The sequence below is a fragment of the Mesorhizobium sp. M0478 genome (assembly GCF_040321305.1).
Classification (GTDB): Bacteria; Pseudomonadota; Alphaproteobacteria; order Rhizobiales; family Rhizobiaceae; genus Mesorhizobium.
Map to the genome: position 1 here is coordinate 589,275 of NZ_JAMYRH010000001.1, position 22,473 is coordinate 611,747.

The window sequence follows — 22,473 nt, forward strand, 5'->3', positions numbered from 1 at the left end:
TTCCGTACTGACCAGCTGCAACATGGGTTCCTTCCCGACTTATGGCGGTGGATGCCTCGCCCAACGCGCTAACCTTTCGCTGACTGGTTTCGCCAAGAGGTCCCGCTCTGGGTCCAAGTCTTGGTCTCGGTGGATGATCGGCAGCCTACCGTATCACTTAACCACAAAACCGTGCGCGAACGGATCGCGGTCGTGGATGAAGATGGTGTTCAGGCCGGTCATCCGCGCCCAGCCGCCGATCGAGGGAATGATGGCCGGCTTGCCGGCAACAGTGACGTCCTTCTCGACCTTGCCCTTGAACAGCGAGCCGATGATCGATTCGTGGACAAAACTGTCGCCGGCCTTGAGCTTGCCCTTGGCATGGAGCTGCGCCATGCGCGCCGAGGTGCCGGTGCCGCAAGGTGAGCGGTCGATCGCCTTGTCGCCATAGAAGACGGCGTTGCGTGCGTCGGCCCCCTCCACCGTCGGCTCGCCGGTCCACAGCATGTGGGACAGCCGGTTGATGCCGGGGTTTTCCGGATGCACGAACGAGTACTTCTCGTTGAGCCGCTGCCGCACCACAGGGCTCCAGGCGACGAAATCGCCGGCGGAATAATCAGCCATGTCGCGAAAATTCGCCTGCGGCTCGACTATTGCGTAGAAATTGCCGCCATAGGCGACATCGACGGTGATCTCGCCAAGCTGCGGGCAGTCGACCGTCAGTCCCTCGGCATAAAGGAAGGACGGTACATTCGTGATGCGCACCTCCTCGACATAGTCGCCGACTTGCTTGTATTCGGCGATGACCAGCCCGGCCGGTGTGTCGAGCCGGAGCACGCCGGGTGTCTTCGGCTTGATCAGCCCATGTTCGATGGCCATCGTCACCGTGCCGATCGTGCCGTGGCCGCACATCGGCAGGCAGCCCGACGTCTCGATGAACAGGATGGCTATGTCGCAATCCTCGCGCGTCGGCGGATAGAGGATCGAGCCCGACATGACGTCGTGGCCGCGCGGCTCGAACATCAGCCCGGTGCGGATCCAGTCATACTCCGCCAGGAAATGCGCCCGCCGCTCCATCATCGTCGACCCCTCGAGCAAGGGACCGCCGCCGGCGACCAGCCGCACCGGATTGCCGCAGGTATGGCCGTCGATGCAAAAGAAGGATTTTTTGGCCATGATTTCCTCGAACTCAAAACCGTTGCGGGCTGAAGGGAGCAAGATCGATCCGCGAAGTTTGCCCGAGAACAAGATCGCGGATCAAGCGGCCGCTGGCCGCCGCCTGGGTCAGGCCGAGATGGCCATGGCCAAAGGCGTAGACGACGTTGGACGCGGTGCGCGCCGCGCCGATGACGGGCAACGAATCCGGCAGCGACGGGCGACACCCCATCCACTCGCGGCCACCTGACGCGTCCAGCCCCGGAAGGAATTGTCTGGCCTTTTCCAGCATGGCCTTCGAACGCGCAAAATTCGGCGGCCGGTCGAGACCGCCCAACTCGACGGCGCCGCCGACGCGCAAGCCCGTCTCGAGTGGCGTGATGACGAAGCCATGGCCGGAAAAGATCAGCATCCGCTGCACGTCGAAAGCGGTCTTCGGCAGTGTCGTGTTGTAGCCGCGCTCGGTTTCGAGCGGGATGGTGTCGCCAAGCGCCTTCGTCAGCAGATGCGACCATGCCCCGGCGGCCACGACAAGATGTCTTGCCTGCCTGGTCGTGCCGTCCGTCAGCGTCAGCGTCGCGCCATCAGGATTGGCGGCGACGCGCTCTATGCGCGCCTTTTCGAAACGCGCGCCCAGCCTTTCGGCATAGGCCCACACCCCCTTGCCGAGCAGTTTCGGATCGGCGACGGTCTTCCAGCCCGGCACGAAGGTGCCCTTGATGAAGCGCGGCGACAGTCCCGGCTGCAGCCGCGCCAGTTCGTCGCCTTCGACATGGCGAAAGCCGATGCCGAAGCGCTCGCGCGCCGCCCAGCCCGGCAGCCCGGCCTGAAATTCGGCCTCGCTTTCATAAAGCTCCAGCGAGCCGTCCTCGCGCAGCATCAGCCGCGTGCCGGAACGGTCGAGCAGGCCCATCCATTCAGCCTCGGCGAGCTTCATCATGCCTGCCTGAGCAGCAAGGCTCGCCTCATATTTTTCTGGTGCGCCAGCGCGCCAGAAGCGCAACAGCCAAGGCAACAGCTTCGGCAAGTAGGCCGGCGGGATGCTGAGTGGCCCGAGCGGATCGGCAAGCCATTTCGGCAAGTGCCGCATCATGCCCTTATGCGCCAGCGGCAGCACGTCGGAGAAGGCGAAGGCGGCGGCATTGCCGGAGCTCGTCTCCTCGCAGATGCCGGTGCGGTCGAAGACCGTGACGCTGCGCCCGGCCTCGGCCAGCATGGCCGCCGCGCAGATGCCGACAATGCCGCCACCGACAATGGCGATATCTACCCCTTCTCCCCGTTCACGGGGGTGAGGAGTGGTCCGCGAAGCGGTGGAAAAGCCGACTGCTTGGCTTTCCGAACGACGAACGCCCGGAGCGCCAGCAAAGGGCTGCGGGGCCCGAAGGGCGGATGAGGGGCGGCGGCCCTCCTCTGTGTCCCTGGAATTTCCTTGCACGTCGGCGCTGCCCCTCATCTGGCTGCCGCCATCTTCTCCCCGTGCACGTGCACGGGGAGAAGAAAGCCTTCAGAACTGCGGCAGCTTCGGCCGTACCGCCAGCGCGTCCTTGACGATCTTCTCGACCGCTTTGCGGCGCTCGCCCGACAGCGGCTGGCGCGGCATGCGCACGCGGTCATTTGTGTCGATCGCGAGCACTTCGGCAAGCTTGATGTTTTGGACCAGATAGGTCGAGACATCGAGATCGAGCAGCGGCCGGAACCAGCGGTAGATCGAAAGCGCCTCCTCGCGGCGGCCCTGCTTCATCAGCTGGTAGATGGCGACGGTCTCGCGCGGGAAGGCGACGACCAGACCCGCCACCCAGCCGATGGCGCCCACCGACAGCGCCTCGAAGGCGAGATTGTCGACGCCGGTGAACAGATCGTAGCGGTCGCCGAAGCGGTTGATGATCTCTGTCGAGCGGCGGATGTCGTCGGAGGACTCCTTGATGGCGACGAAGCGCTTGTCGGCGGCCAGTTCCTCCATCTGGTCGACGGTGACGTCGACGCGGTAGGCGAGGCGGTTGGAGTAGATCATCACCGGCAGGTCGCCGGCCTGAGCGACGGCGCGCAAGGCGGCGACCGTCTCTTCCGGGTTGGTGTGATAGATCGGGCTCGGCACCACCATCAGCCCGTTGGCGCCTTCCCGGCTCGCGCGCTTTGCGATGCTCGCCGCCTCGCGGGTGCCCGCCTCGTTGACCGTCAGCAGCACCGGCTTGTTGCCTGCAACTTTCTGGGCAGTCTTCAGCACCTTGATCTTCTCGTCATGCGACAGCATCGGCCCTTCGCCGAGCGAACCGCAGACGATGATACCGTCGCAGCCTGCCTCCATCTGCAAAGCAAAGCAGCGCTCCATCTCGGCATGATCGAGGCGGTCGTCATCAGTAAACTTGGTCGTGACGGCGGGGAAAACTCCGGTCCACATAATCGTCTCTCCATCTGATATATCAGCCGTATATCTATTTGAAAACCGGCTGTCAACGCGGAATTCGTTATGATATATGTAAGATATATCAGGAGCCCACCTTTGATATCCAGTGAGACAGCATACCCCGAGCCGGCCGCTGCCAAGGCCTACCATGTACTCGAGCATATGATCGTGACGTTGGAACTGGCGCCGGCGAGCTTTGTCACCGAAGGCGCCCTCATCGAGAAGCTGGCGCTAGGACGCACGCCGGTGCGCGAAGCGATCCAGCGCCTCGCCTGGGAAGGACTGCTGGATGTCAGGCCACGCGCCGGCATCGCCATTGCCCCGCTTCATCCCGGCGACTGGCTGCGCGTGCTGGATGCCAGGCGCGGCGTCGAGGTGGTGCTGGCGCGCTCGGCCGCCCGCTTCGTCACCCGTGAGGCCGCCGACCTGTTTCATGAGGCAGCCCTTGCCATGCAGAAGGCCGTCATCTCGGGCAATGTGCTGGCCTTCATCCAGGCCGACAAGGCGCTCGACGAGGCCTTGGCGATGGCCGCCGACAACCCTTTTGCGGCCCGTCTGGCGGCGCCCCTGCAGACCCACAGCCGCCGCTTCTGGTTTCGCTACAAGGCCGACACAGGGCTGGCCGAATCGGCCGAACACCACGTCGCGCTAATCCGCTCGATCCTGGCCGGTGACGAAGAGGCTGCCGCCAAGGACGCCAAACGCCTTATGGCACTGCTGCGCGGCCATGCCGAAGTGGCCGCCACACGCTGAACTCCGTCTCTGCTCCAGACTTCCGACCGGTCTTTATCAGGTGCCCGGCAAGACTGCGGCCATGGTCGCCCCGTCCCAGCCTTCGCCAGCCGTGATGATGCAGCTTTGGCCGTGTGTGTCGGTGGCCAGGATGGTCCAGGTGCCCTGGTCGGAGACGAATATCTCAAGCACCACATTTGGGTTCACCAGGCCACGAGCGGCTTGGTTTTCGTGGAACTTCTCGCCGAGCGCCTTGACCAAGTCGGTCCGCGCCGCGCATTGATCGGCTTTAGCCTGGGCGATGCCGGACATCGCGAACACCGCAAAGAACATCGCCGCCACAAGACGTCGTGTCATCTGACACCTCCTTGCGCCAGACGAGAACCCCGGCTGCTACCGGCGCTATTTTGATGGCCTGCACCACGGCAGGAATGCAATTTAAGGCAGATGACAGGCTCTTGGTTCCATCGCTTAAACGTGATGGCCAATGTCGGTTTCGTACAAAGAAAGGCCCGGGACGTTGAACCCAGGCCTTCTTGCCGATCTTCGAAATCGTCCGGTCAGTTCATCGTCGGGATGACGAACTCGGCACCGTCCTTGACGCCGGAGGGCCAGCGCGAGGTCACCGTCTTGGTCTTGGTGTAGAAGCGGAACGCGTCCGGGCCGTGCTGGTTGAGGTCGCCGAAGGACGACGCCTTCCAGCCGCCGAACGTGTAGTAAGCGATCGGAACCGGGATCGGCACGTTGATGCCGACCATGCCGACCTGGACGCGCGAAGCAAAATCACGAGCAGCATCCCCGTCACGGGTGAAGATGGCCACGCCATTGCCCATCTCATGATCGTTGGCGAGCTTGATGGCGCTCTCATAGGTCGGCGCACGCACCACCGACAGCACCGGACCAAAAATCTCTTCCTTGTAGATGCGCATGTCAGCCGTCACATTGTCGAACAGGCAGCCGCCCATATAGTAGCCATCCTCGTAGCCCTGCATGGAGAAGCCGCGGCCATCGACGACCAGCTTGGCGCCTTCCTTGACGCCGGTGTCGACATAGCCCTTGACGCGTTCCAATGCCTGCGCCGTCACCAGCGGGCCGAAATCGGCGGACGAATCCGTCGACGGGCCGACTTTGAGGCTTTCGACACGCGGGATGAGCTTTTCCATCAGCCGGTTGGCGGTGTCGTTGCCGACGGGAACGGCAACCGAGATCGCCATGCAGCGCTCGCCGGCCGAGCCGTAGCCCGCGCCGATCAGCGCATCGACGGTCTGGTCCATGTCGGCATCGGGCATGATGATCATGTGGTTCTTGGCGCCGCCGAAGCACTGCACGCGTTTTCCCGCCGCCGTGCCGCGCGAGTAGATGTAATGCGCGATCGGCGTCGAGCCGACAAAGCCGATAGCCTTGATATCAGGATCGTCGAGGATGGCGTCGACGACATCCTTGTCGCCATTGACGACGTTGAGAACGCCAGCCGGCAGGCCAGCCTCGAGGAACAGTTCGGCGATGCGCATCGGCACGCCAGGGTCACGCTCGGAAGGCTTCAGGATAAAGGCGTTGCCGCAGGCCAGCGCCGGGGCAATCTTCCACAGCGGGATCATCGCCGGGAAATTGAACGGGGTGATGCCGGCAACGACGCCAAGCGGCTGGCGCATCGAATAGACATCGATGCCGGGGCCGGCGCCGTCGGTGAACTCGCCCTTCATCATGTGAGGCGCACCGATGCAGACTTCGACCACTTCGAGGCCGCGCTGGATGTCGCCCTTGGCGTCGGCGATGGTCTTGCCGTGCTCGCGCGCCAGGAGATCGGCCAGTTCGTCACAGTCGCGAGCAACCAGTTCAAGAAACTTCATCAGCACGCGCACACGCCGCTGCGGGTTGGTCGCAGCCCATTTGATCTGTGCTTCCTTGGCGTTCAGCACAGCCGCACGCAGTTCCGCCGGCGACGCCAGCGCCACCGTGCCGCGCACCGAGCCGTCCATGGGCTGCATGACGTCCTGCTTGCGCCCGCTGGTCCCGGCGACATGCTTGCCGCCGATGAAATGACCGTATTCGATCATGGTTTCTCTCCCTGAGTTTGTGATGAAGCATTCAACGCCTTTGCAGGCGCGAAGGCAACGCGAGGGGAAACGCAACCGTTGTGCAAGAAATAGACAACGAAGGACGAGTGTGCATTAATTGCCGCAAATTACAGATTGCTGAAAGGCCCGAAGGTTGCGCTCCGTCACACCCCCCTCTGTCCTGCCGGACATCTCCCCCGCAAGGGGGGAGATCAGATGTGGCCGCCGCCTTCGCAAATCTTCAACGCAGCAAAAGAGACGCAGGTGGCGGAGCTGCCAATCTCCCTCCTTGCGGGGGAGATGGCCGGCAGGCCAGAGGGGGGTGGGCGGGAACGCCGCGTTCGCCGCTAGCCCGGACCACCCCCATGAACTGGGATGACGTCCGCATCTTCCTCGCCGTGGCCCGCGCCGGGCAGATCCTTGGCGCCGCCAAGCGGCTGGAACTCAATCACGCCACCGTCTCGCGCCGCATCGCAGCGCTTGAGGATGCGTTACGGACAAAACTGTTTCGCCGGCTTACCACCGGCAGCGAGCTGACGCCGGCCGGCCAGCGCTTTCTCGACATTGCCGAGCGCATGGAAGCCGACATGATCGCCGCGCGCTCCGCCGTGTCGGGCGAAGGCGACGATATCTCAGGCACCGTGCGCATCGGCGCGCCCGACGGGTTTGGCGTCGCATTCCTCGCCACGCGTCTTGGCGCGCTGACCGCGCTGCACCGCGAACTCACCATCCAACTGGTGCCGGTGCCGCGCTCCTTCTCGCTGTCGCGGCGCGAGGCCGACATCGCCATCACCGTCGAGCGGCCGAGCGAAGGCAGGCTGGTGGCGGGAAAGCTGGTCGACTACACACTCGGCCTGTTTGCCTCGCGCGCCTATGCGCAGGCGCACGGCTTACCCGAAACCGCTGCCGAACTCGGCCAGCATACGCTGATCGGCTATGTCCCAGACCTGATCGTCAGCCCGTCGCTCGACTATGCGGCAGAGTTCAGCCCGGACTGGCGCACCAGCTTCGCCATCTCCTCAGCGCTGGGCCAGGCCGAAGCGGTGCGGTCGGGCGCTGGCATCGGCATCTTGCACACCTTTGTCGCCCGCTCGATGCCGGAGCTGATCCCCGTCGACATCGTGACGCCGATCCGCCGCGCCTACTGGCTGGTCTATCATGAATCGGTCCGGCCGCTGCGCCGCGTGCAGATCGTCGCCAACTTCATCACCAAGGCGGTCGAGAGAGAGCGCGGGCTGTTTGTCTGATGGCCGCGCCGCCTTGCCTTCGCCACAAAATCGGCCAGTGTGGCAACAAGCGCGATGTCGCCTATCATTAGGGATTGGCTGCGCCGGGTGGGACACTTTTTTGCAAAGCTGGTGCGGATCAAAATGCGAGCGGTGCTCGCCATCTTGCCGCTTGTCGCGCTTTCCGCCTGCGCCAATCCATGGACCGCAGTTCCGGAAGCCGAACTGCCCAAGCCGGTCCGCATCGCAATGGCCCGCCCGTCGCCTTTCGTCTTCGGCAATTACTGCGGTCCCGGCACCCGCACCGGCGACCTCTCGGCTCGCCCTGTCAATCGCCTCGACAGCGCCTGCCAAATCCATGACGCCTGCTACATCGCGCGCCATAATCATTGCGACTGCGACGGCGCGCTCGTCGCCTCGGCAAAGGCGATCCGTGATGACAAGACAGCGCCGAAAAAGGTGCGCGGCGAGGCCGAGCTTTTGATCGCCACTTTCGCACTTCCCGTCTGCAAGGTCTTTCCGCAAGGCTTTATGCCGCCGCGCGACCCGGCTGAGCTGAAGACGATGAACGGGGCCACGGGATGAACCGCGCCATCTGCCTGGCTCTGGCCGGGCTGGGGCTGGCGGCCCTTGTCGGTTGCGCCGCCCCGATCCGGCACAGCTGCGATTTCTTCCCCGATGCGAAGGATTGCGGCCGGCCGTCGGTATCGGCCGGCACGCCCGGACCGCAGACTGCAGCAGCAGCGTTTTTCGGCGATGCCGGTGCCAGCGACTATGAAAGGCAGTTCCTGGCGCTGCTCGCCCACAACCAGATCGGCGCCATCGACAGGGCGAACGGCACCGGTCCGTTCGGCCATGACCGCCACGCCATCGCCAACCGCGATTTCCAGGCCACCTACCGGACGCTGGAACAGCTGGCGAAGCCGGTTAGCGCCGAACAGATGCCGGCAGGTAGGGGCACCGGCGAAGGCCATTTCAACGGCCGTTGGCGCGTGTCGCGGCAGACGCTCTATGTCAACGCCGCCGCGCGGCCCTCCGCGCCAAAGACGTTCAGCTTTTCCGGCCTGCAGGCGCGCTCGATCGAGATCGTGATGCGCCAGGCGGGAAAGCAGCCGGTTGAGATATCTGGCGCCTGCGACGGGGCGCTGGCGATTCGCGCCGGCGGTGGCTCGCGCAGCGTGGCGAGCGGTGCCGCCTTCCGCCTCCGCCTGTCGGCCGGGCAAACCGCCAGCCTGTTCCCCAGCGATGGTTTGAACCGTTGCAGCCTCAAGCTCAGCTCCAGTCTGGCGCCGGCAGGCGCCCCGCTCACCATCCTGCGCGAAGAGGTTGCCTATCCGGCGATAGCCGCGCTCGACAGCCGCTACGAGCGTTGTCCAGTGCCCGATCCATCCCGCCTGGATAAGCTTGCCAGCGTCTTTTACGCCGGCCGCTGGCTGTCGCAGAGCTGTTCGCTGCCGCTCGGGTCACCGCGCCTGTTACGCAAGTCGCGCGACGGCTTTAACGCCAAGGTCGCAGCGCTGCTCGGCGCGCCTTTACCCGACAGCGCCTTCGACAAGGCCGACCCCGAACTGCCGCTCGATTTCTCGCGCGCGCCGAAACTCAAGCTGGTCTATCTGTCGTCGCTGGAGTTCAAGGCCGATTTTTCCGGCCGCGTCATCGAGCGGCTGATCCGCCATCACGCAGGCCTCGGCACCAAAGTGCGCATCATGGTCACAGACGTGCTGGAGCGCGACAAGGACGACGCGCTGCTGCACCGGCTGGCGGCCGATTATCCCAATGTCGAGTTGCAGGAATATCGCTGGCGGGCCGACCACGGCGCGCCGGTCGACGAGCAACTGTCACAGCTGCACAAGACCCATCACGTCAAGATGCTGGCGACACTTGCCGAGGATCCCGCCCGCTCGCGCGTCATCATCGGCGGCCGCAACATTCATGACGGCTTCCTGTTCCACAAGCCGATCGACCTGTCGCGCTATCCGAACCTCGAGCAATACGGCAAGACCGACGGCCTCTCGCTCAACTACTATTCGAACTGGAGCGATTTCGACATCGAGTTTGCCGACCCGGCCACGGTCGAGACGCTGGCCGCGCATCTCTCGACATTGTGGCTGCGCGACGCCGACACCAACATCGCAAGACCCTTCTCCATTCCGGTGCGCTCCGACAGCCGGCGCCCGCCGGGCACGGTGCGCCATTTCATTTCCGTGCCCTACGAGGACAACCATGCGCTCGAGACCTATTTCGTCGAGCTGATCGACACTGCCCGGCACCATATCGAGATCGTCAATCCCTACCTTAATCTGACGCCGAAGCTCAGCCTGGCCATCGAGCGGGCGCTGGCGCGCGGCGTCAGGATCGACATTGTCGGCCGCATCGACCTCAAGGGCGATATTGGCGGCAAGCTGCTGACCGCGCTCAACAAGCTGTTCGTCGAGAAATATGGCGACCGCATCAACATCCGCGAATTCAAGGCCGCCGATGTCGTGCTGCACTCCAAGATCATGATGATCGACGAAAGGCTGGTGACGATCTCGTCGGTCAATCTCAACAACCGCAGTTTCTTCCACGATCTGGAGAACGGCATGACGGTGCTCGACCCTGCCTTCTACGCCAGGATGCAGCCGGTCTATGACGACTATGTCGCCCATTCGAACCCGGTATCGACCAAGGTGACGATACCGTGGGCCTACCGATGGCTGTTCTCGAAGGGTTGGGTGAAGGAGGCGTTTTGAGGGGCTGGCGAGGCTGAAGGAATGCCGTTCTGTAGCGATCCTTTACACCCCCTCTGTCCGGTAGGACAGAGGGGGTGCTGGCCCGCGAGCTTTAAAAAGCACCCCTACCTCAAATAACGCTCCGGCCCCAGCTCCCGCACATCGATATCAGGCACCTTGCTGGAGATGATGTCGGACAGCACCTTGGCCGAGCCGCAGGCCATGGTCCAGCCAAGCGTGCCGTGCCCGGTGTTGAGATAGAGGTTGGAGAACTCGGTGCGGCCGACCAGCGGCGGCCCGTCCGGCGTCATCGGCCGCAGCCCGCACCAGAAGGACGCCGCCTTGAGGTCGCCGCCATCCGGGAACAGATCGCCGACCGAATGTTCGAGGGTGCGCCGGCGCGATTCATGCAGCCTGAGATCGAAGCCGGAAATCTCCGCCGTGCCGCCGACGCGGATGCGGTCGCCGAGCCTGGTGATCGCCACCTTGTAGGTTTCGTCCATTACCGTCGACACCGGGGCGGCGACCGCGTCCTTGATCGGAACGGTGATCGAATAGCCCTTGACCGGATAGACCGGGATCGGGCGCCTGAGCAGGCGCATGAAGCGCGCCGAATAGCTGCCCAGCGCCAGCACATAAGCGTCGGCCGCGCGCGAGCGCTGGTCGGTGCCGACGCTGACGATGCGATTGCGGTTCTTGGAGAAGCGCCGGATCTGCGTACCGTACTCGAACGTGACGCCGCGCGCCCCGCAGAGCTCGGCCAGCCGATCGGTGAACATCTTGCAGTCGCCAGTTTCGTCGCCGGGCAATCTCAGCCCGCCGACAAACTTTTCCCGCACGCCGGCCAGCGCAGGTTCGGCGCCAATGCAGCCTTCGGGATCGAGCAACTCGTAGGGAACGCCATATTTCTTCAGCACCTCTACATCGCCGCCGGTGCCGTCGAGCTGCTTTTGCGTGCGAAACAGCTGCAGCGTGCCCTTGGTCCGCTCATCATAAGCGATGCCGGTCGCCTCGCGCAGCGCCTTCAGCGTGTCGCGGCTGTATTCGGCGAGCGGCACCATGCGCGCCTTGTTGATGGCATAGCGATCCGCGGTGCAATTGCGCAGCATCTTGATGAGCCATGTCCACATATACGGATCGAAGGCCGGCCGCACCACCAGCGGGCCGTGCTTCATCAACAGCCACTTGATTGCCTTCAGCGGAATGCCGGGGCCGGCCCAGGGCGAAGCATAGCCCGGCGAGATCTCGCCGGCATTGGCGAAGCTGGTTTCCAGCGCCGGCCCTTTCTGGCGGTCGAACACCGTCACCTCGTGGCCGGCCTCAGCGAGATAATAGGCAGTGGTGACCCCGATAACGCCGCCGCCCAACACGAAGATCTTCATCGCATCACTCTCCACGACGACTTCCGTCAGAGGGCCGCCGCCTCCTGTCTGCCGGATTCTGCGGCGTCCGCCAAGGGGCGGCGTGTCGCGGCTCTATTCGTTGATATAGCGGCGGTGGAAGCGGGGGCCGAGACTGGTCAGGATTTCATAACCGATCGTGCCGGCATGACCGGCGGCGTCATCGACGCTCTGCGAGGGGCCTAGGAGTTCGACAAGGTCGCCCTCGCGCAGCCGGCCGGCCGGCAGGGCCGAGATGTCGAGTATGATCGAATCCATCGACACCCGCCCGACAAAGGGCAGTCGCACGCCGTCGAGCCAGGCAGCCGAAGCCGCGCGCCGGTGCCAGCCATCGGCATAGCCGAGCGAGATCGTGGCCGCGCGCAAGGGACCGCTGGCCAGAAACGCATGTCCGTAGCCGACGCCCGCGCCCTTATCGATGCCGCGTGTCTGGATGATCTTTGCCTCGAGCCGCACCACCGGCAGCATCGGGTTCGCCTCATCAGGCGTCGGATTGATGCCGTAGAGCGCAGCGCCCGGACGCGCGAGGTCGTACTGATAGCGCGGCCCAAGAAAGATGCCGGAAGAATTGTCCAGCGACGCCGGCGCCTTGGGCAGCATTTTGCGCAGCCGTTCGAACTCCCTGAGTTGCGCGTCATTGGCCGCATTGGTCGGTTCGTCCGCACGGGCCAGATGGCTCATGACGAGAACGACATCGACGCCGGCGAAAGCATCGGCCGTAAGCGCCTCGACCTCTGCCGGCGCCATGCCCAGCCGCGACATGCCGCTGTCGACCTGGATGGCGGCCTTGAGCTTGCGGCCGGCCTTCTGGCCGGCTTTGCTCCACGCCTTCAGTTGCCCGGTGCTGTTGATGACGGGAACAAGGTCGGCAGCCACCGCTTCGGGTTCCGAGCCCGGCGGCAGCCCGTTCAGCACATGGATTTCCAGCTTCGGTCCGAGTGCGTCGCGCAGCGCGACACCCTCGGTGAGATGCGCGACAAAGAAGCTGTCGCAGCCTTCGGCAACCAGTGCCGCCGCCACTTGCCGCGCGCCGAGCCCGTAACCGTCGGCCTTGACGACGCCGGCGCAGCGCACGCCGCCGAGCTTTGCCTTGAGCCGCCGGTAATTCTCTCGGATAGCGCCGAGATCGATGGTGAGAATGGCGCCGGCCGCCGCTTCGCTGATGGTATCTTTGGCTTTATGCATCGCAGACCCGCTGAAGTCGGCGCTGCCCCTCATTGTCCTGCCGGATATCTCTCCCTATCCCTATACGGGGAGTTGAGGAGCGGTCGGCGTAAAGCGGACGAAAAGCCAACTGCTTGGCTTTTCGAGTGACGAAAGCCGGCAGGCGGGTGAGGGGCAGCCCATACGCTGCGCTAAGAGGCCATTGCCCGGCGTCGTTCATATGGGTCTCGTGGCTGCGGGTGTCCCGATCAATAAAGCACGAATCTGGTGCCGTGCGAACCGTCACATCCAGCTAGGCAAGATGACGGAACGCCGCCACCACATCCTCATAGACCTTGCGTTTGAACGGCACTATCAGATCGGGCAGGTCCTGCATCGGCCGCCATGCCCATTCATCGAATTCGGCGGTGTGGCCGCCTGGCGGCGGATTGATCTGGATCTCTCTGGTCTCGCCGTGAAAGCGGTAGGCGAACCATTTCTGCGTCTGGCCGCGATAGCGGCCCTTGAGGGCGATGCCGACCAGATCGGGCGGCAGGTCGTAGTTGATCCAATGCGGCGCCTCGGCCAGCAGCGTGACCGAGCGCATGCCGGTCTCTTCATAGAGCTCGCGCCCGGCCGCCTGCAGCGGCTCCTCGCCCTCGTCGATGCCGCCTTGCGGCATCTGCCAGAGCTGCGTGGTCCCGGCAAATTCGCTGTCCGGTTCGGCGATGCGGTGCCCGACCCAGACCAGCCCGTCGCCATTGAGGATCATCAGCCCGACACAGGGGCGGTATGGCAGCGTCTCGGGATCGATCTTTTTAGCCATCGGAGTTTAAAGCCGTTCTGAGATTCGCTCCGGCGAGGCAGTGGCGAATGATTTCGAGAACCGGAGCGGAGCGTACTCAAAGTAGGCTTGCCCCGGAAGCGGAAAACGTGGGTTCGTTCCAGTCACTGCCACCCAGCCCCGTTGCCGCCGTTGCGGTCGAATGGCAGAGTAATTCCATGAAAAATATTCAAATCATCGACGGCGCCTTGAACGCAACCTTCAGCGTGTTCGAGGCAACAGAGGAGGAGTACGCCGCCATCTTCCCGGATGGAAGAGACATGGAACTGGCCGAAGATTTATTTGAGCGGCTTGGTGAAGACGAGGCAGGTCGCGTGCTGGCGCCGCTTTGGGGTCGTCCCATCCTGAAACGCGATGTGCTCGGAATCCACGGCACCCTGTTCTACAACAACGAATATCGGCGGAGACACATCCCGCAATCAAAGCGCGAGGTCGACTGGGATGATGGTTCAATCAATCAGGCCCAGAGAGAGCTCTTTTCTCGGCATCGTTGAAAATCGCCACAAGCGCCGGTCAGCCCTTTTCCGGGTCGATGGCCACCGCCGAGATCGGCACGATCTCGATGCCGCGCTTTTTCGCTTCGACCGCCCAGAACGCCACGGTGTCGACGGTGAGGTCGAAAGCCGAGCCGATGCCGACGGCGGAGCCTTTCGCACGCGCGGTCGCTTCCAGCGCGTCGAGCTTTTTCAGGATGGCGCCGCGGTCCTGCACAGCGTCAATTGCCGTATCGCCGGCGACGAATGGCACACCGTCCTTCAAGGCGAGATCGGACGCCAGGCTCCGTGCGGACGAGCCGTCATCGATATAGGCAAGGCCGCGCTTGCCGAGTTCGGCCATGAACGGCCCCATCGCTGTCGCGTCGGCCGAAAAGCGCGCCCCCATATAGTTCATGACGCCGGTATAGTTGGTGGTCCGCGACAGCGCCCAGCGCAGATTCTTCAGATTGTCGTCCGGGCTTGCCGCCACTGTCAGCGTGTTGCGGCCGGGATTGACGTTGGGATAGTCGAACGGTTCGAGCGGCACCTGCATGACCACCTCATGCCCGCTCTGCCGTGCCGCCTGCATCCAGCGGCCGATGCTGTTGCCTTGCGGCGCAAAAGCCAGCGTCACTTCGGCCGGCAGCTTGGCGATCGCGGCCTGCGTGCCGGTCTGCGACACGGCAAGCCCGCCGATGACGATTGCCACTCGAGCGCCACGCGAACCCGACCACGGCCGCGCATAGACATCGAACGGCCGCCGGCCGTCAGCGGCGCGAACCGGCAACGGGCCGGTGTCGCTGGCCTCGATCAGCGCCCTGTCGGGGATATGCGCGATCTTCAGGTTCTGGCCGATCGTCGACGGGTCGTGGATGACGATGGCTGCATTGGGCGGGCCGTCACCCTCCTGGGACTGCACATGGATGATCTGCGGACCGCTGGCCTTGGGCGTTTCCGCCTTCGGCGCTGCCGCCGTCGCTTGAGCAGTGGGCGCTGCGGCCGCGGGCTCGGCCGCCGCCGTCACCTTCGGCGTCGAGACCGCGATTGCTTCCGGTTTGCGGAACGGCTTCTCGCGCAGCGCGATCGCGCCGGAGATGCCGACCGCGGCCAGCACGACCAGCGTCGCCGCGACGGCGCCAGCGCTGATCCCGCGCGACGCGGCACGCGGTCGGACGGTCTGTCCGAGCGGGCGTTCGATGTCCTTGCCGATGTCAGCCAAGCCGCATCCCCCGGCGCGTGATCAGCGAAATCTTCGCCATGCGCAGATCCAAAACTGACGGCGCGTCCCCTGCGCCTTTGAGGCACAGCGCCCAGCTGCCCCCGAATCAAACTGCCGGAACCTCACGGTCCCGGCAGCATTGCATCGCTTCGATTGGGCAGCCAGAGCTACCAGTCGATTTTACTGGTTGAGCACTGCCTTCTCCGGATTCGGCGGGAATGCCGGATCGGTCTTCTGGCCGCGCAGCAGCTGTTCGGCATAGATCAGCTGCAGATCGTCCTTCGGATCCGGCGGCACATAGGCAGCCGAGCCCGAGCCGGTATCGCTCTCGTCGGCGCCCTTGATATGGCCCTTGAGGTCCGATTCGCCGCGCGTCAGGTCCCTGCCCTGCAGTTCGGGCGGCAGCGGCTGGTCGACCTTGATATCGGGTGTGATACCCTTGCCCTGGATCGACTTGCCGGACGGCGTGTAATAGAGCGCCGTCGTCAGGCGCAGCGCGCCGTTCTCGCCAAGCGGGATGATGGTCTGCACCGAGCCCTTGCCGAACGACTGCGTGCCGACCACTGTGGCGCGGCGCAGGTCCTGAAGCGCGCCGGCGACGATCTCGGAGGCGCTGGCCGAACCGCCATTGACGAGCACGATCAGCGGCTTGGCGCCGATGTCGTCGCCTGCCTTGGCGTCGAAGCGTGTGACGTCCTTCGGGTCGCGGCCGCGGGTCGAGACGATCTCGCCACGGTCGAGGAAGGCGTCGGACACGCTCACCGCCTGGTCGAGCAGGCCGCCCGGGTTGAGCCTGAGATCGAGCACATAGCCCTTGAGCTTGTCGTTCGGCACCTGCTTCTTAATGGTGTCGATGGCATTCTCGAGGTCGTCATAGGTCTTTTCGGTGAAGGAGGTGATCTTCATGTAGCCGATGTCGTTCTCGACCCGGAACTTGACCGCCTTGACCTTGATGATATCGCGCACCACCGTCAGCTCGATCGGCTTGTCGGCGCCCTGGCGCAGGATGGTCAGCTTGATCGGCGTGTTGACCAGGCCGCGCATCTTTTCGACTGCATCGTTGAGCGTCAGGCCGCGAACCTCTTGGCCGTCGATCTTGGCGATATAGTCGCCGGCCAGCACGCCTGCCTTGGCAGCCGGGGTGTCGTCGATCGGCGTGATCACCTTGACCAAGTCGTTCTCCATGGTGACCTCGATGCCGAGGCCGCCGAACTCACCCTTGGTCTGCACGCGCATGTCCTGCGCCTGCTCGGCGTTCATGTAGGAGGAGTGCGGGTCGAGCGAGGTGAGCATGCCGTTGATGGCGTTTTCGACCAGCGACTTGTCGTCCGGCGGCGTCACATACTGCGCCCGCACGCGCTCGAAGATGTCGCCGAAGATCGCCAGTTGCTTGTAGGTCTCGGAGCCTGCAGCGTTCGCCGTCGAGCCGGGCGCGCCATAGACCAGGCTCATCGCTGACGCGCCCATCAGCGCACCGGCAATAAGAAGCGACAGTTTCCGCATCATTTCACGTCCTTCCAGAGAAGCGGTCCGCCCACCATGGGGTCGGATCGACGGGTTTTCCATCCTTGCGGAACTCGACGTAGAGTTCCGGCGTGGCATTTCCATTCTTCGAGGCCGAGGTGCTTGCCACCCGGGCCTCTCCCATCGCGCCGACCGGCTCTCCTGCGAGCACCGACTGGCCAGACGCGACGCTGATTCTGCTCATCCCCGCCAGGACGACATGATAGCCGTCTCCCGCATTGAGGATCAAGAGTTGACCATAGGAGCGAAAAGGCCCCGCATAAAGCACATTTCCGTCCGCCGGTGCCGTGACGATGGCTCCCGATTGTGTCGCAACCATGTCGCCAAGCATCACCGCGCCGTTACCGTCATCGGCCCCGAAACGCAGCTTGATCTTGCCGGTGACCGGCAGCGAGACTTGTCCCTGAAGTGCCGAAAACGGCGCAGCGGCGGTGAGGCGGTTGCCTTCCGGCACGGGCAGCGAAGCCAGCTCCGTCGACGCGGTTGTGCCTGCATCGGCGTTATCGGCGTCCGGCTTATCGCTGTCGGCCGCTTTCTGTTCGCCTGCCTTGACGGCATCCGCCGCCTTGCGGCTCTTGTCGGCTTCAAGCGAAGCGATCAGCTCTTTCAGGCTGCCGGCCTTGGCCGCAAGCGCCTGGGACCGCTGCTTTTCAGCGGCCATCGCCGTCCAGGTGTCCGCCTCGAGCTTCTGCTTGGCTTCGAGCAGCATGGAGAGGCGTTTCTTTTCCGCCGTCTGCTCGCCGACCGCCGCCGTCAGCCGCGTCCGCTCGGCCTCGATCGAGGCCGTCACCCGGGTCTGTTCCCTGAAGTCGGCCAGCAATTTGTCGGTCTGCTGGCGCAGTTCCGGCACCACTGCGCCGAGCAGGATGGCGCTGCGCACCGACGACAGCGCGTCTTCCGGCTTGACCAGGATCGCCGGCGGCGGATTGAGCCCCATGCGCTGCAGCGCGCCCAGCACCTCGGCCAGCACGTCGCGCCGCGCCGCCAGCGAGACACGGATCTTCTGTTCCTCGCCCTTCAGTCCTTCGAGCCTGGCGCCGATATCCTCGATGTCCTGGCCGAGCTTCTGCTCGGTCATCGCCGACTGGATAAGCGCCGCGGTGATCGAGGCATGGTCCTTCTTGACCGAAGCAATGTCGGCGGCGAGCTTGGCCAGCCGTTCGGACGACAGCGTGATCTCGGCCGACACCTTCTCATATTCGGCACGGCTCAGATCGGGGTCGGGCGCCACGTCCAGCGTATTTTCGGCCCGCGCAAGCCCGAGCGACAGCAAAACCACCGCTGCAGCGATGCCGCAGCGCGCGTGCCGGAAGCCCGTTCGTGATTTCCCGTTGTCAGCCATTGAAGCCCGACTCTATGCGTGGCTTCGTTAACGAACCATCAACCATGATCGAACCGAAGCCTAGCACAAAACAGCCGCGCATTGGGGCGGAAATCCGGACGATTGACCCTCGACCCACTGATTTACGAACGGTGGTAGGGATGTCCCGAAAGAATCGTTGCCGCCCGATAGAGCTGCTCGCCCAGCATGACACGCACCAGTTGGTGCGGCCAGGTCGCCGCGCCGAACGAGACCATCAGCTCAGCCTGGTCGCGAATCGACTGGTCGTGCCCGTCGGCGCCGCCAATGGCGATGACCAACGCCTTGCGTCCGCCATCGCGCAGCTGGCCGATACGGCTGGCGAAATCGTCTGAGGACAGGTTTTTGCCGCGTTCGTCGAGCAGGAACAGCGCCGTGCCCGGCTGCAGCTGTGCCTGCAGCTTCTGGCCTTCCTCGCGGCGGCGCTCATTGGCGTTCTGGGCTCGTCCCTCGGCGATCTCGGCGACACCAGAGAATTCGAACCCGATCGCCGGGCCGCTCTTGGCGAAACGCTCGAAATAGCGGTCGGCGAGTTCTCTCTCGGGGCCGGCCTTCATCCGGCCCACGGCATGAACTGCTATCTTCATCCCTGCCTCGGCGAGCTTTCAATCCATGTCGCACCCAGGATGGTTACGACATGAGACGGAGCTCAGTGCAAGGTCTCTTCCTCGAGGTCCGGCGCCTGCCACATCTTTTCAAGATTGTAGAATTCGCGGACTTCTGGGCGGAAGACATGGACGATGATGTCGCCTGAATCGATCAGGACCCAGTCGGCGCCGGACAGCCCCTCGACGCGCGCCGTGCCGAGACCGGCATCCTTGAGCGCCTTGAGGAGGTGGTCGGCGACAGCCGAGACATGACGGTGCGACCGGCCCGACGCGATGACCATATAGTCGCCGAGGCTCGATTTCCGCTGAATGTCGATTGAGACAATATTTTCGGCCTTGGAGTCTTCCAGACTGGCAAGGACTGTCTTGATGGCACGGGACACGGCGTCATCTACGCTGATCCTGGCCGGCGAAGGCATGATGTCAGCCTTCTTCCGCAATGCTGTTCTCAGTGTATTTCCTTTCGCAGCAAGAACAACCAAATCACCCACGAAATCAGGTGACACCCTATAGATAGGCAGAGTTCCCTTGCAGTTTCAAGACGGGAGGCCCTGCCAGCGCGAACGCAGTGCACGACTTCCGGTTCCGGAGCCTTGAGAAAAATCGGAACCCATGGCCGCGGCAGAGGTTATCGACACACCCCCAAACGGATTTTCCTGATGCCAATCGACCCCCAGAACACGCTGCTCACCGTGCAGGCTGGCCTTGCGCAACTCAGCACGCTGATCGTTTCCTATTCCTTCTCCGCCATCGGCGCCATCATCCTGCTGGTCGTCGGCTATCTCGTCGCCGGGCTCGCAGAACGATCGATCTCAGCCGGCCTCGGCCATATCCATGGTTTCGACGCGACGCTGCGCCATTTCTTCTCGAAGATCGTGCGCTACGCCATCCTGATCCTGGTCATCATCATGGTGCTCGGCCAGTTCGGCGTTCAGACGGCCTCGATCATCGCCGCCATCGGCGCCATCGGGCTGGCAATCGGCCTGGCGCTGCAAGGCACGCTGCAGAACATCGCCGCAGGCATCATGCTTCTGGCGCTCAGGCCATTCCGCATCGGCGAATATGTCGAGGTCGGCGCCATTTCCGGCACCGTCGAGGAAATCGGCCTGTTCGCCACCAAGCTCCGCACGACAGACGGCGTCTATGTGCTGGCGCCCAATTCGACGCTATGGAACCAGCCGGTGCGCAATTTTACCCGTAATGGTGTGCGCCGCGGCGATATCACGCTGAGCATCGGCTCCTGGAACGACATCGACCTGGCGCAGAAAACCATGCTGGGCGTTGCCGGCGGCGAGCGCCGCGTCAAGCGAGAGCCGGCGCCGATCGCCTTCGTCGCCACGGTGGGCGATGCCAGCGTCGCCATCACCTTGCGCTACTGGACCACGGCGGCGGATTTCTTCGCCACCCAGATCGATCTCACCAAACGCGTCAAGCAGGCGTTCGACGCCGAAGCCATTTCGGTTCCCGCACCTCCGCCGGAGGCTCGACAGGAAACTGCCGCCACCAGGCAGTAGGAGCTGTGAAACCGTTCAGCGCTTATCTTCCGGGGCGTAGGCGAGCTCCACCGGCAGCGGCGCCTGCGCCGACATCGGCGCGAAACTGCTGGTCTCCGTAGCGGGGACGGCGCGCGTGGTGGCCACTCGCCACAGCACGAACAGGCAGAAGACAGTGGCGATGACGATGGCCACATAAATGAAGGCCTGCGTGCCATAGACAGCCGACAGGGCCGTCACGATACCCGGCACGATGAACCCCGACAGCGACCAGGCAAACAGCAACGAACTCGACAGCGCCACCATGTCGTCCTTGCCGGCGCGGTCGGCGGCATGCGCGCTGGCCAGCGAATAGATCGATTCCGAGGCGCCGTCCCAGATCACATAGATCACCACCAGCACCGCCAGAGCGCCACCGTCAAAGCCGATAGCCAGAATACCGGCAACGATGGCCAGTGCCGCAGCGCCGGCCAGCACGTAACGGCGATCGGTACGATCCGAAATCCAGCCGAGCGGGATCTGCAGGATCAGCGTGCCGACGGGCATGGCCGACAAAAGCAGCGCCACATCGGCCTGGCTGTAGCCTTTGGCCGTGGCGTGGATCGGCGCAAAGCCGGCGATCGCCATCGACAGACCGCCAACGGCGAGCATGCCGGCCACTCCGACCGGCGAAATCCGCCAGGCGCGACCGAGCGCCACGGAGGCTGCGCGAGGTGGCGGCGGTTGAGCCAACCGCGTCATGCCGACCGGCAGGATCGACACCGCGGTGAAGGCAATGCCGATCAGCGGCGCCTGCGCCGTCGCGATGTCGACCGCCGCCAGCAGGGCATAGCCGACGCCAAGTCCGGCGACATAGGCGACGTAAAACACCGCCATCACCCGGCCGCGAATGGCGTTTGCGACGGCATCGTTGAGCCAGCTCTGGGCGACGATGAACAGGCCGCATATGGCAAAACCGTAAAGCGCGCGCGCCGCGATCCACAGCAGCGGGTAGGTGCCGGCGCCAATGGCAGCATTCGACAGCGCTATCAGCGCCGACAGCACCATGAAGGCGCGGGCGTGCCCGACGCGGCGCACCAGCGGCCCGGTCAGGATACAGCCGGCAAGTCCGCCGGCAGACAGGCCGGTGATGATCAGCCCGGCCCAGGTCGGATCGAAGCGCTCGACGCCAAGCCGGACCGGGATATAGGCGAACATCAACCCGTTGCCGACCGCGATCAGCGCCATCGACATGATTACGCTGGCAATGGCGATCACGGGCGCCGGCGGGGCGCCATGATTGTGGTCGATGTCGGTCTGGTTCACTGAATTGGCCATATCCAGCGCAGCATCGCCCAGCGGATCGCGAAAGGCCGCCGTAAAAGCGACATCGGCGATCTGGCCTTACGAGTTACCCCTTGGCTTGCTTGCGAATAGCACTCGATGACAGCGACGAACGCGGGCCGTGAATAAAAGTCCAGGCCGGCGCCTTCATGCGGGCGAGCCGGGGCGCGTCACCCTCGTCGACGCGGGCATAGTCGAAGGTTTTGGCCACGACCGAGGACAGGAAGGACAGCGTCGCGCCCGGGCGGTCGATGACGGCGATCGGGAAGGTCATGACGATCTGGCGCCAGCGCTGCCAGCGGTGGAAATCGCGAAGCGAGTCGGCGCCCATGATCCAGACGAAATCGACGCCGGGATTGCGTGCCTTGACCAACGCCAGCGTGTCGGCGGTGAAGCGAATATGATGCGCCGCCTCGAAGGCGGTGACCTTGATCTTCGGGTTCTTGGCGATCTGCTCCGACTGCAGCAGCCGGTCGCTCAGCGGCGCCAATTCCCTCGTGCTCTTCAGCGGATTGCCTGGAGTGACCATCCACCAGAGCTGGTCGAGCGCGAGGCGCCGCAAGGCAATTTCCGCCACCAGCGCATGGCCGGCATGCGGCGGGTTGAACGATCCGCCGAACAGGCCGACGGCGAGGCCTTTCTCGGCATGCGGCATGCGGAGGTAGTGCGAGGGGATGGCGGGCTGAAGGGACGACAGCATGGTGCTAGGCACCCCCCTCTGCCCTACCGGGCATCTCCCCCGCAAGGGGGGAGATCAGCAGCTTCGGCAAAGGCAATTTTCTTGCAACGTTAGTGATTGGCGAAAGCGGAAGAAAAAGC

21 protein-coding genes are annotated in these 22,473 nt (G+C 64.1%); 6 read left to right on the plus strand and 15 right to left on the minus strand.

Annotated features, from left to right (window positions below):
- Positions 1-153: 153 nt before the first annotated feature.
- The 3 genes from NKI64_RS02915 to NKI64_RS02925 are packed head-to-tail and all read right to left on the minus strand — an operon-like array spanning position 154 to position 3,532.
- Complete coding sequence (locus NKI64_RS02915; RefSeq protein WP_352666422.1) at positions 154-1,155, minus strand: 4-hydroxyproline epimerase; 1,002 nt, start codon at positions 1,153-1,155, stop codon at positions 154-156.
- A gap of 13 nt (positions 1,156-1,168) precedes the next feature.
- Positions 1,169-2,587, minus strand: coding sequence for an NAD(P)/FAD-dependent oxidoreductase (locus NKI64_RS02920; RefSeq protein WP_280940450.1), 1,419 nt, complete (start codon positions 2,585-2,587; stop codon positions 1,169-1,171).
- Between the two features lie 51 nt (positions 2,588-2,638).
- Positions 2,639-3,532, minus strand: a complete 894-nt coding sequence (locus NKI64_RS02925; RefSeq protein WP_023668712.1) for a dihydrodipicolinate synthase family protein — start codon at positions 3,530-3,532, stop codon at positions 2,639-2,641.
- A 69-nt stretch (positions 3,533-3,601) separates the two neighbouring features.
- On the opposite strand from NKI64_RS02925, the gene NKI64_RS02930 reads away from it, so the two are divergent.
- A complete protein-coding gene (locus NKI64_RS02930; protein WP_050588433.1) occupies positions 3,602-4,291 on the plus strand; it encodes a GntR family transcriptional regulator in 690 nt (229 codons plus the stop codon).
- Between the two features lie 36 nt (positions 4,292-4,327).
- Here the strand turns inward: NKI64_RS02930 and NKI64_RS02935 are convergent, their stop codons facing one another.
- Both NKI64_RS02935 and NKI64_RS02940 read right to left on the minus strand, forming a co-directional pair.
- A complete protein-coding gene (locus NKI64_RS02935; RefSeq protein WP_023688917.1) occupies positions 4,328-4,627 on the minus strand; it encodes a hypothetical protein in 300 nt (99 codons plus the stop codon).
- A 203-nt stretch (positions 4,628-4,830) separates the two neighbouring features.
- The gene (locus tag NKI64_RS02940) at positions 4,831-6,327 is read right to left on the minus strand and encodes a CoA-acylating methylmalonate-semialdehyde dehydrogenase (RefSeq protein WP_352666425.1); all 1,497 of its coding nucleotides are present in this window, start codon (positions 6,325-6,327) and stop codon (positions 4,831-4,833) included.
- 365 nt (positions 6,328-6,692) lie between these two features.
- Here NKI64_RS02940 and NKI64_RS02945 point away from each other — a divergent pair, with 365 nt between their 5' ends.
- The 3 genes from NKI64_RS02945 (at position 6,693) to NKI64_RS02955 (ending at position 10,285) form a co-directional block, all read left to right on the plus strand.
- Complete coding sequence (locus tag NKI64_RS02945; protein ID WP_023693153.1) at positions 6,693-7,574, plus strand: LysR family transcriptional regulator; 882 nt, start codon at positions 6,693-6,695, stop codon at positions 7,572-7,574.
- A 123-nt stretch (positions 7,575-7,697) separates the two neighbouring features.
- Positions 7,698-8,138, plus strand: coding sequence for a phospholipase A2 family protein (locus NKI64_RS02950; protein WP_023693154.1), 441 nt, complete (start codon positions 7,698-7,700; stop codon positions 8,136-8,138).
- The gene (locus tag NKI64_RS02955) at positions 8,135-10,285 is read left to right on the plus strand and encodes a phospholipase D-like domain-containing protein (protein WP_352666427.1); all 2,151 of its coding nucleotides are present in this window, start codon (positions 8,135-8,137) and stop codon (positions 10,283-10,285) included. The genes NKI64_RS02950 and NKI64_RS02955 overlap by 4 nt, the downstream gene beginning before the upstream one ends.
- Before the next feature lie 104 nt (positions 10,286-10,389).
- Here NKI64_RS02955 and NKI64_RS02960 read toward each other — a convergent pair whose 3' ends face one another.
- The 3 genes from NKI64_RS02960 to NKI64_RS02970 all read right to left on the minus strand — a co-directional run bounded on the left by NKI64_RS02960 (position 10,390) and on the right by NKI64_RS02970 (position 13,633).
- Positions 10,390-11,646, minus strand: a complete 1,257-nt coding sequence (locus NKI64_RS02960) for a D-amino acid dehydrogenase (RefSeq protein ID WP_352666429.1) — start codon at positions 11,644-11,646, stop codon at positions 10,390-10,392.
- 93 nt (positions 11,647-11,739) lie between these two features.
- Positions 11,740-12,849 (minus strand): alanine racemase, encoded by a 1,110-nt coding sequence (alr, locus tag NKI64_RS02965; RefSeq protein WP_352666431.1) that lies wholly within the window; start codon positions 12,847-12,849, stop codon positions 11,740-11,742.
- Positions 12,850-13,120: 271 nt separating this feature from the next.
- A complete protein-coding gene (locus tag NKI64_RS02970) occupies positions 13,121-13,633 on the minus strand; it encodes an RNA pyrophosphohydrolase (RefSeq protein ID WP_023693158.1) in 513 nt (170 codons plus the stop codon).
- 47 nt (positions 13,634-13,680) lie between these two features.
- Between NKI64_RS02970 and NKI64_RS02975 the strand changes: the two genes are divergently transcribed.
- Positions 13,681-14,145 carry a DUF8220 family protein gene (locus tag NKI64_RS02975; RefSeq protein ID WP_245267136.1) on the plus strand — a complete coding sequence of 155 codons (465 nt, stop codon included), beginning with the start codon at positions 13,681-13,683 and terminating at the stop codon, positions 14,143-14,145.
- Positions 14,146-14,164: 19 nt separating this feature from the next.
- Here NKI64_RS02975 and NKI64_RS02980 read toward each other — a convergent pair whose 3' ends face one another.
- The 5 genes from NKI64_RS02980 to rsfS form a co-directional block, all read right to left on the minus strand.
- Positions 14,165-15,346 carry a divergent polysaccharide deacetylase family protein gene (locus tag NKI64_RS02980; RefSeq protein ID WP_352666434.1) on the minus strand — a complete coding sequence of 394 codons (1,182 nt, stop codon included), beginning with the start codon at positions 15,344-15,346 and terminating at the stop codon, positions 14,165-14,167.
- A 180-nt stretch (positions 15,347-15,526) separates the two neighbouring features.
- Positions 15,527-16,852, minus strand: coding sequence for a S41 family peptidase (locus NKI64_RS02985; RefSeq protein WP_023668701.1), 1,326 nt, complete (start codon positions 16,850-16,852; stop codon positions 15,527-15,529).
- 1 nt (position 16,853) lies between these two features.
- Positions 16,854-18,212, minus strand: a complete 1,359-nt coding sequence (locus NKI64_RS02990; RefSeq protein WP_352666436.1) for a murein hydrolase activator EnvC family protein — start codon at positions 18,210-18,212, stop codon at positions 16,854-16,856.
- A gap of 122 nt (positions 18,213-18,334) precedes the next feature.
- A complete protein-coding gene (rlmH, locus tag NKI64_RS02995) occupies positions 18,335-18,817 on the minus strand; it encodes a 23S rRNA (pseudouridine(1915)-N(3))-methyltransferase RlmH (RefSeq protein ID WP_023668699.1) in 483 nt (160 codons plus the stop codon).
- A 62-nt stretch (positions 18,818-18,879) separates the two neighbouring features.
- Complete coding sequence (gene rsfS / locus NKI64_RS03000; protein ID WP_023668698.1) at positions 18,880-19,257, minus strand: ribosome silencing factor; 378 nt, start codon at positions 19,255-19,257, stop codon at positions 18,880-18,882.
- Between the two features lie 240 nt (positions 19,258-19,497).
- On the opposite strand from rsfS, the gene NKI64_RS03005 reads away from it, so the two are divergent.
- The gene (locus tag NKI64_RS03005) at positions 19,498-20,352 is read left to right on the plus strand and encodes a mechanosensitive ion channel family protein (protein ID WP_352666438.1); all 855 of its coding nucleotides are present in this window, start codon (positions 19,498-19,500) and stop codon (positions 20,350-20,352) included.
- A 15-nt stretch (positions 20,353-20,367) separates the two neighbouring features.
- Here NKI64_RS03005 and NKI64_RS03010 read toward each other — a convergent pair whose 3' ends face one another.
- Positions 20,368-21,636 (minus strand): MFS transporter, encoded by a 1,269-nt coding sequence (locus tag NKI64_RS03010; RefSeq protein WP_460221828.1) that lies wholly within the window; start codon positions 21,634-21,636, stop codon positions 20,368-20,370.
- Positions 21,637-21,721: 85 nt separating this feature from the next.
- Positions 21,722-22,354 carry a nicotinate-nucleotide adenylyltransferase gene (locus NKI64_RS03015; protein ID WP_023700240.1) on the minus strand — a complete coding sequence of 211 codons (633 nt, stop codon included), beginning with the start codon at positions 22,352-22,354 and terminating at the stop codon, positions 21,722-21,724.
- Positions 22,355-22,473: the final 119 nt, after the last annotated feature.

Excerpts from the sequence above, each read along its gene's own strand:
- NKI64_RS02915 (WP_352666422.1), bottom strand. The coding sequence starts at position 1,155 with ATGGCCAAAAAATCCTTCTTTTGCATCGACGGCCATACCTGCGGCAAT.
- NKI64_RS02920 (WP_280940450.1), bottom strand. The coding sequence starts at position 2,587 with ATGAGGGGCAGCGCCGACGTGCAAGGAAATTCCAGGGACACAGAGGAG.
- NKI64_RS02925 (WP_023668712.1), bottom strand. The coding sequence starts at position 3,532 with ATGTGGACCGGAGTTTTCCCCGCCGTCACGACCAAGTTTACTGATGAC.
- NKI64_RS02930 (WP_050588433.1), top strand. The coding sequence starts at position 3,602 with ATGATATATGTAAGATATATCAGGAGCCCACCTTTGATATCCAGTGAG.
- NKI64_RS02935 (WP_023688917.1), bottom strand. The coding sequence starts at position 4,627 with ATGACACGACGTCTTGTGGCGGCGATGTTCTTTGCGGTGTTCGCGATG.
- NKI64_RS02940 (WP_352666425.1), bottom strand. The coding sequence starts at position 6,327 with ATGATCGAATACGGTCATTTCATCGGCGGCAAGCATGTCGCCGGGACC.
- NKI64_RS02945 (WP_023693153.1), top strand. The coding sequence starts at position 6,693 with ATGAACTGGGATGACGTCCGCATCTTCCTCGCCGTGGCCCGCGCCGGG.
- NKI64_RS02950 (WP_023693154.1), top strand. The coding sequence starts at position 7,698 with ATGCGAGCGGTGCTCGCCATCTTGCCGCTTGTCGCGCTTTCCGCCTGC.
- NKI64_RS02955 (WP_352666427.1), top strand. The coding sequence starts at position 8,135 with ATGAACCGCGCCATCTGCCTGGCTCTGGCCGGGCTGGGGCTGGCGGCC.
- NKI64_RS02960 (WP_352666429.1), bottom strand. The coding sequence starts at position 11,646 with ATGAAGATCTTCGTGTTGGGCGGCGGCGTTATCGGGGTCACCACTGCC.
- alr (WP_352666431.1), bottom strand. The coding sequence starts at position 12,849 with ATGCATAAAGCCAAAGATACCATCAGCGAAGCGGCGGCCGGCGCCATT.
- NKI64_RS02970 (WP_023693158.1), bottom strand. The coding sequence starts at position 13,633 with ATGGCTAAAAAGATCGATCCCGAGACGCTGCCATACCGCCCCTGTGTC.
- NKI64_RS02975 (WP_245267136.1), top strand. The coding sequence starts at position 13,681 with ATGATTTCGAGAACCGGAGCGGAGCGTACTCAAAGTAGGCTTGCCCCG.
- NKI64_RS02985 (WP_023668701.1), bottom strand. The coding sequence starts at position 16,852 with ATGATGCGGAAACTGTCGCTTCTTATTGCCGGTGCGCTGATGGGCGCG.
- NKI64_RS02990 (WP_352666436.1), bottom strand. The coding sequence starts at position 18,212 with ATGGCTGACAACGGGAAATCACGAACGGGCTTCCGGCACGCGCGCTGC.
- rlmH (WP_023668699.1), bottom strand. The coding sequence starts at position 18,817 with ATGAAGATAGCAGTTCATGCCGTGGGCCGGATGAAGGCCGGCCCCGAG.
- rsfS (WP_023668698.1), bottom strand. The coding sequence starts at position 19,257 with ATGCCTTCGCCGGCCAGGATCAGCGTAGATGACGCCGTGTCCCGTGCC.
- NKI64_RS03005 (WP_352666438.1), top strand. The coding sequence starts at position 19,498 with ATGCCAATCGACCCCCAGAACACGCTGCTCACCGTGCAGGCTGGCCTT.
- NKI64_RS03015 (WP_023700240.1), bottom strand. The coding sequence starts at position 22,354 with ATGCTGTCGTCCCTTCAGCCCGCCATCCCCTCGCACTACCTCCGCATG.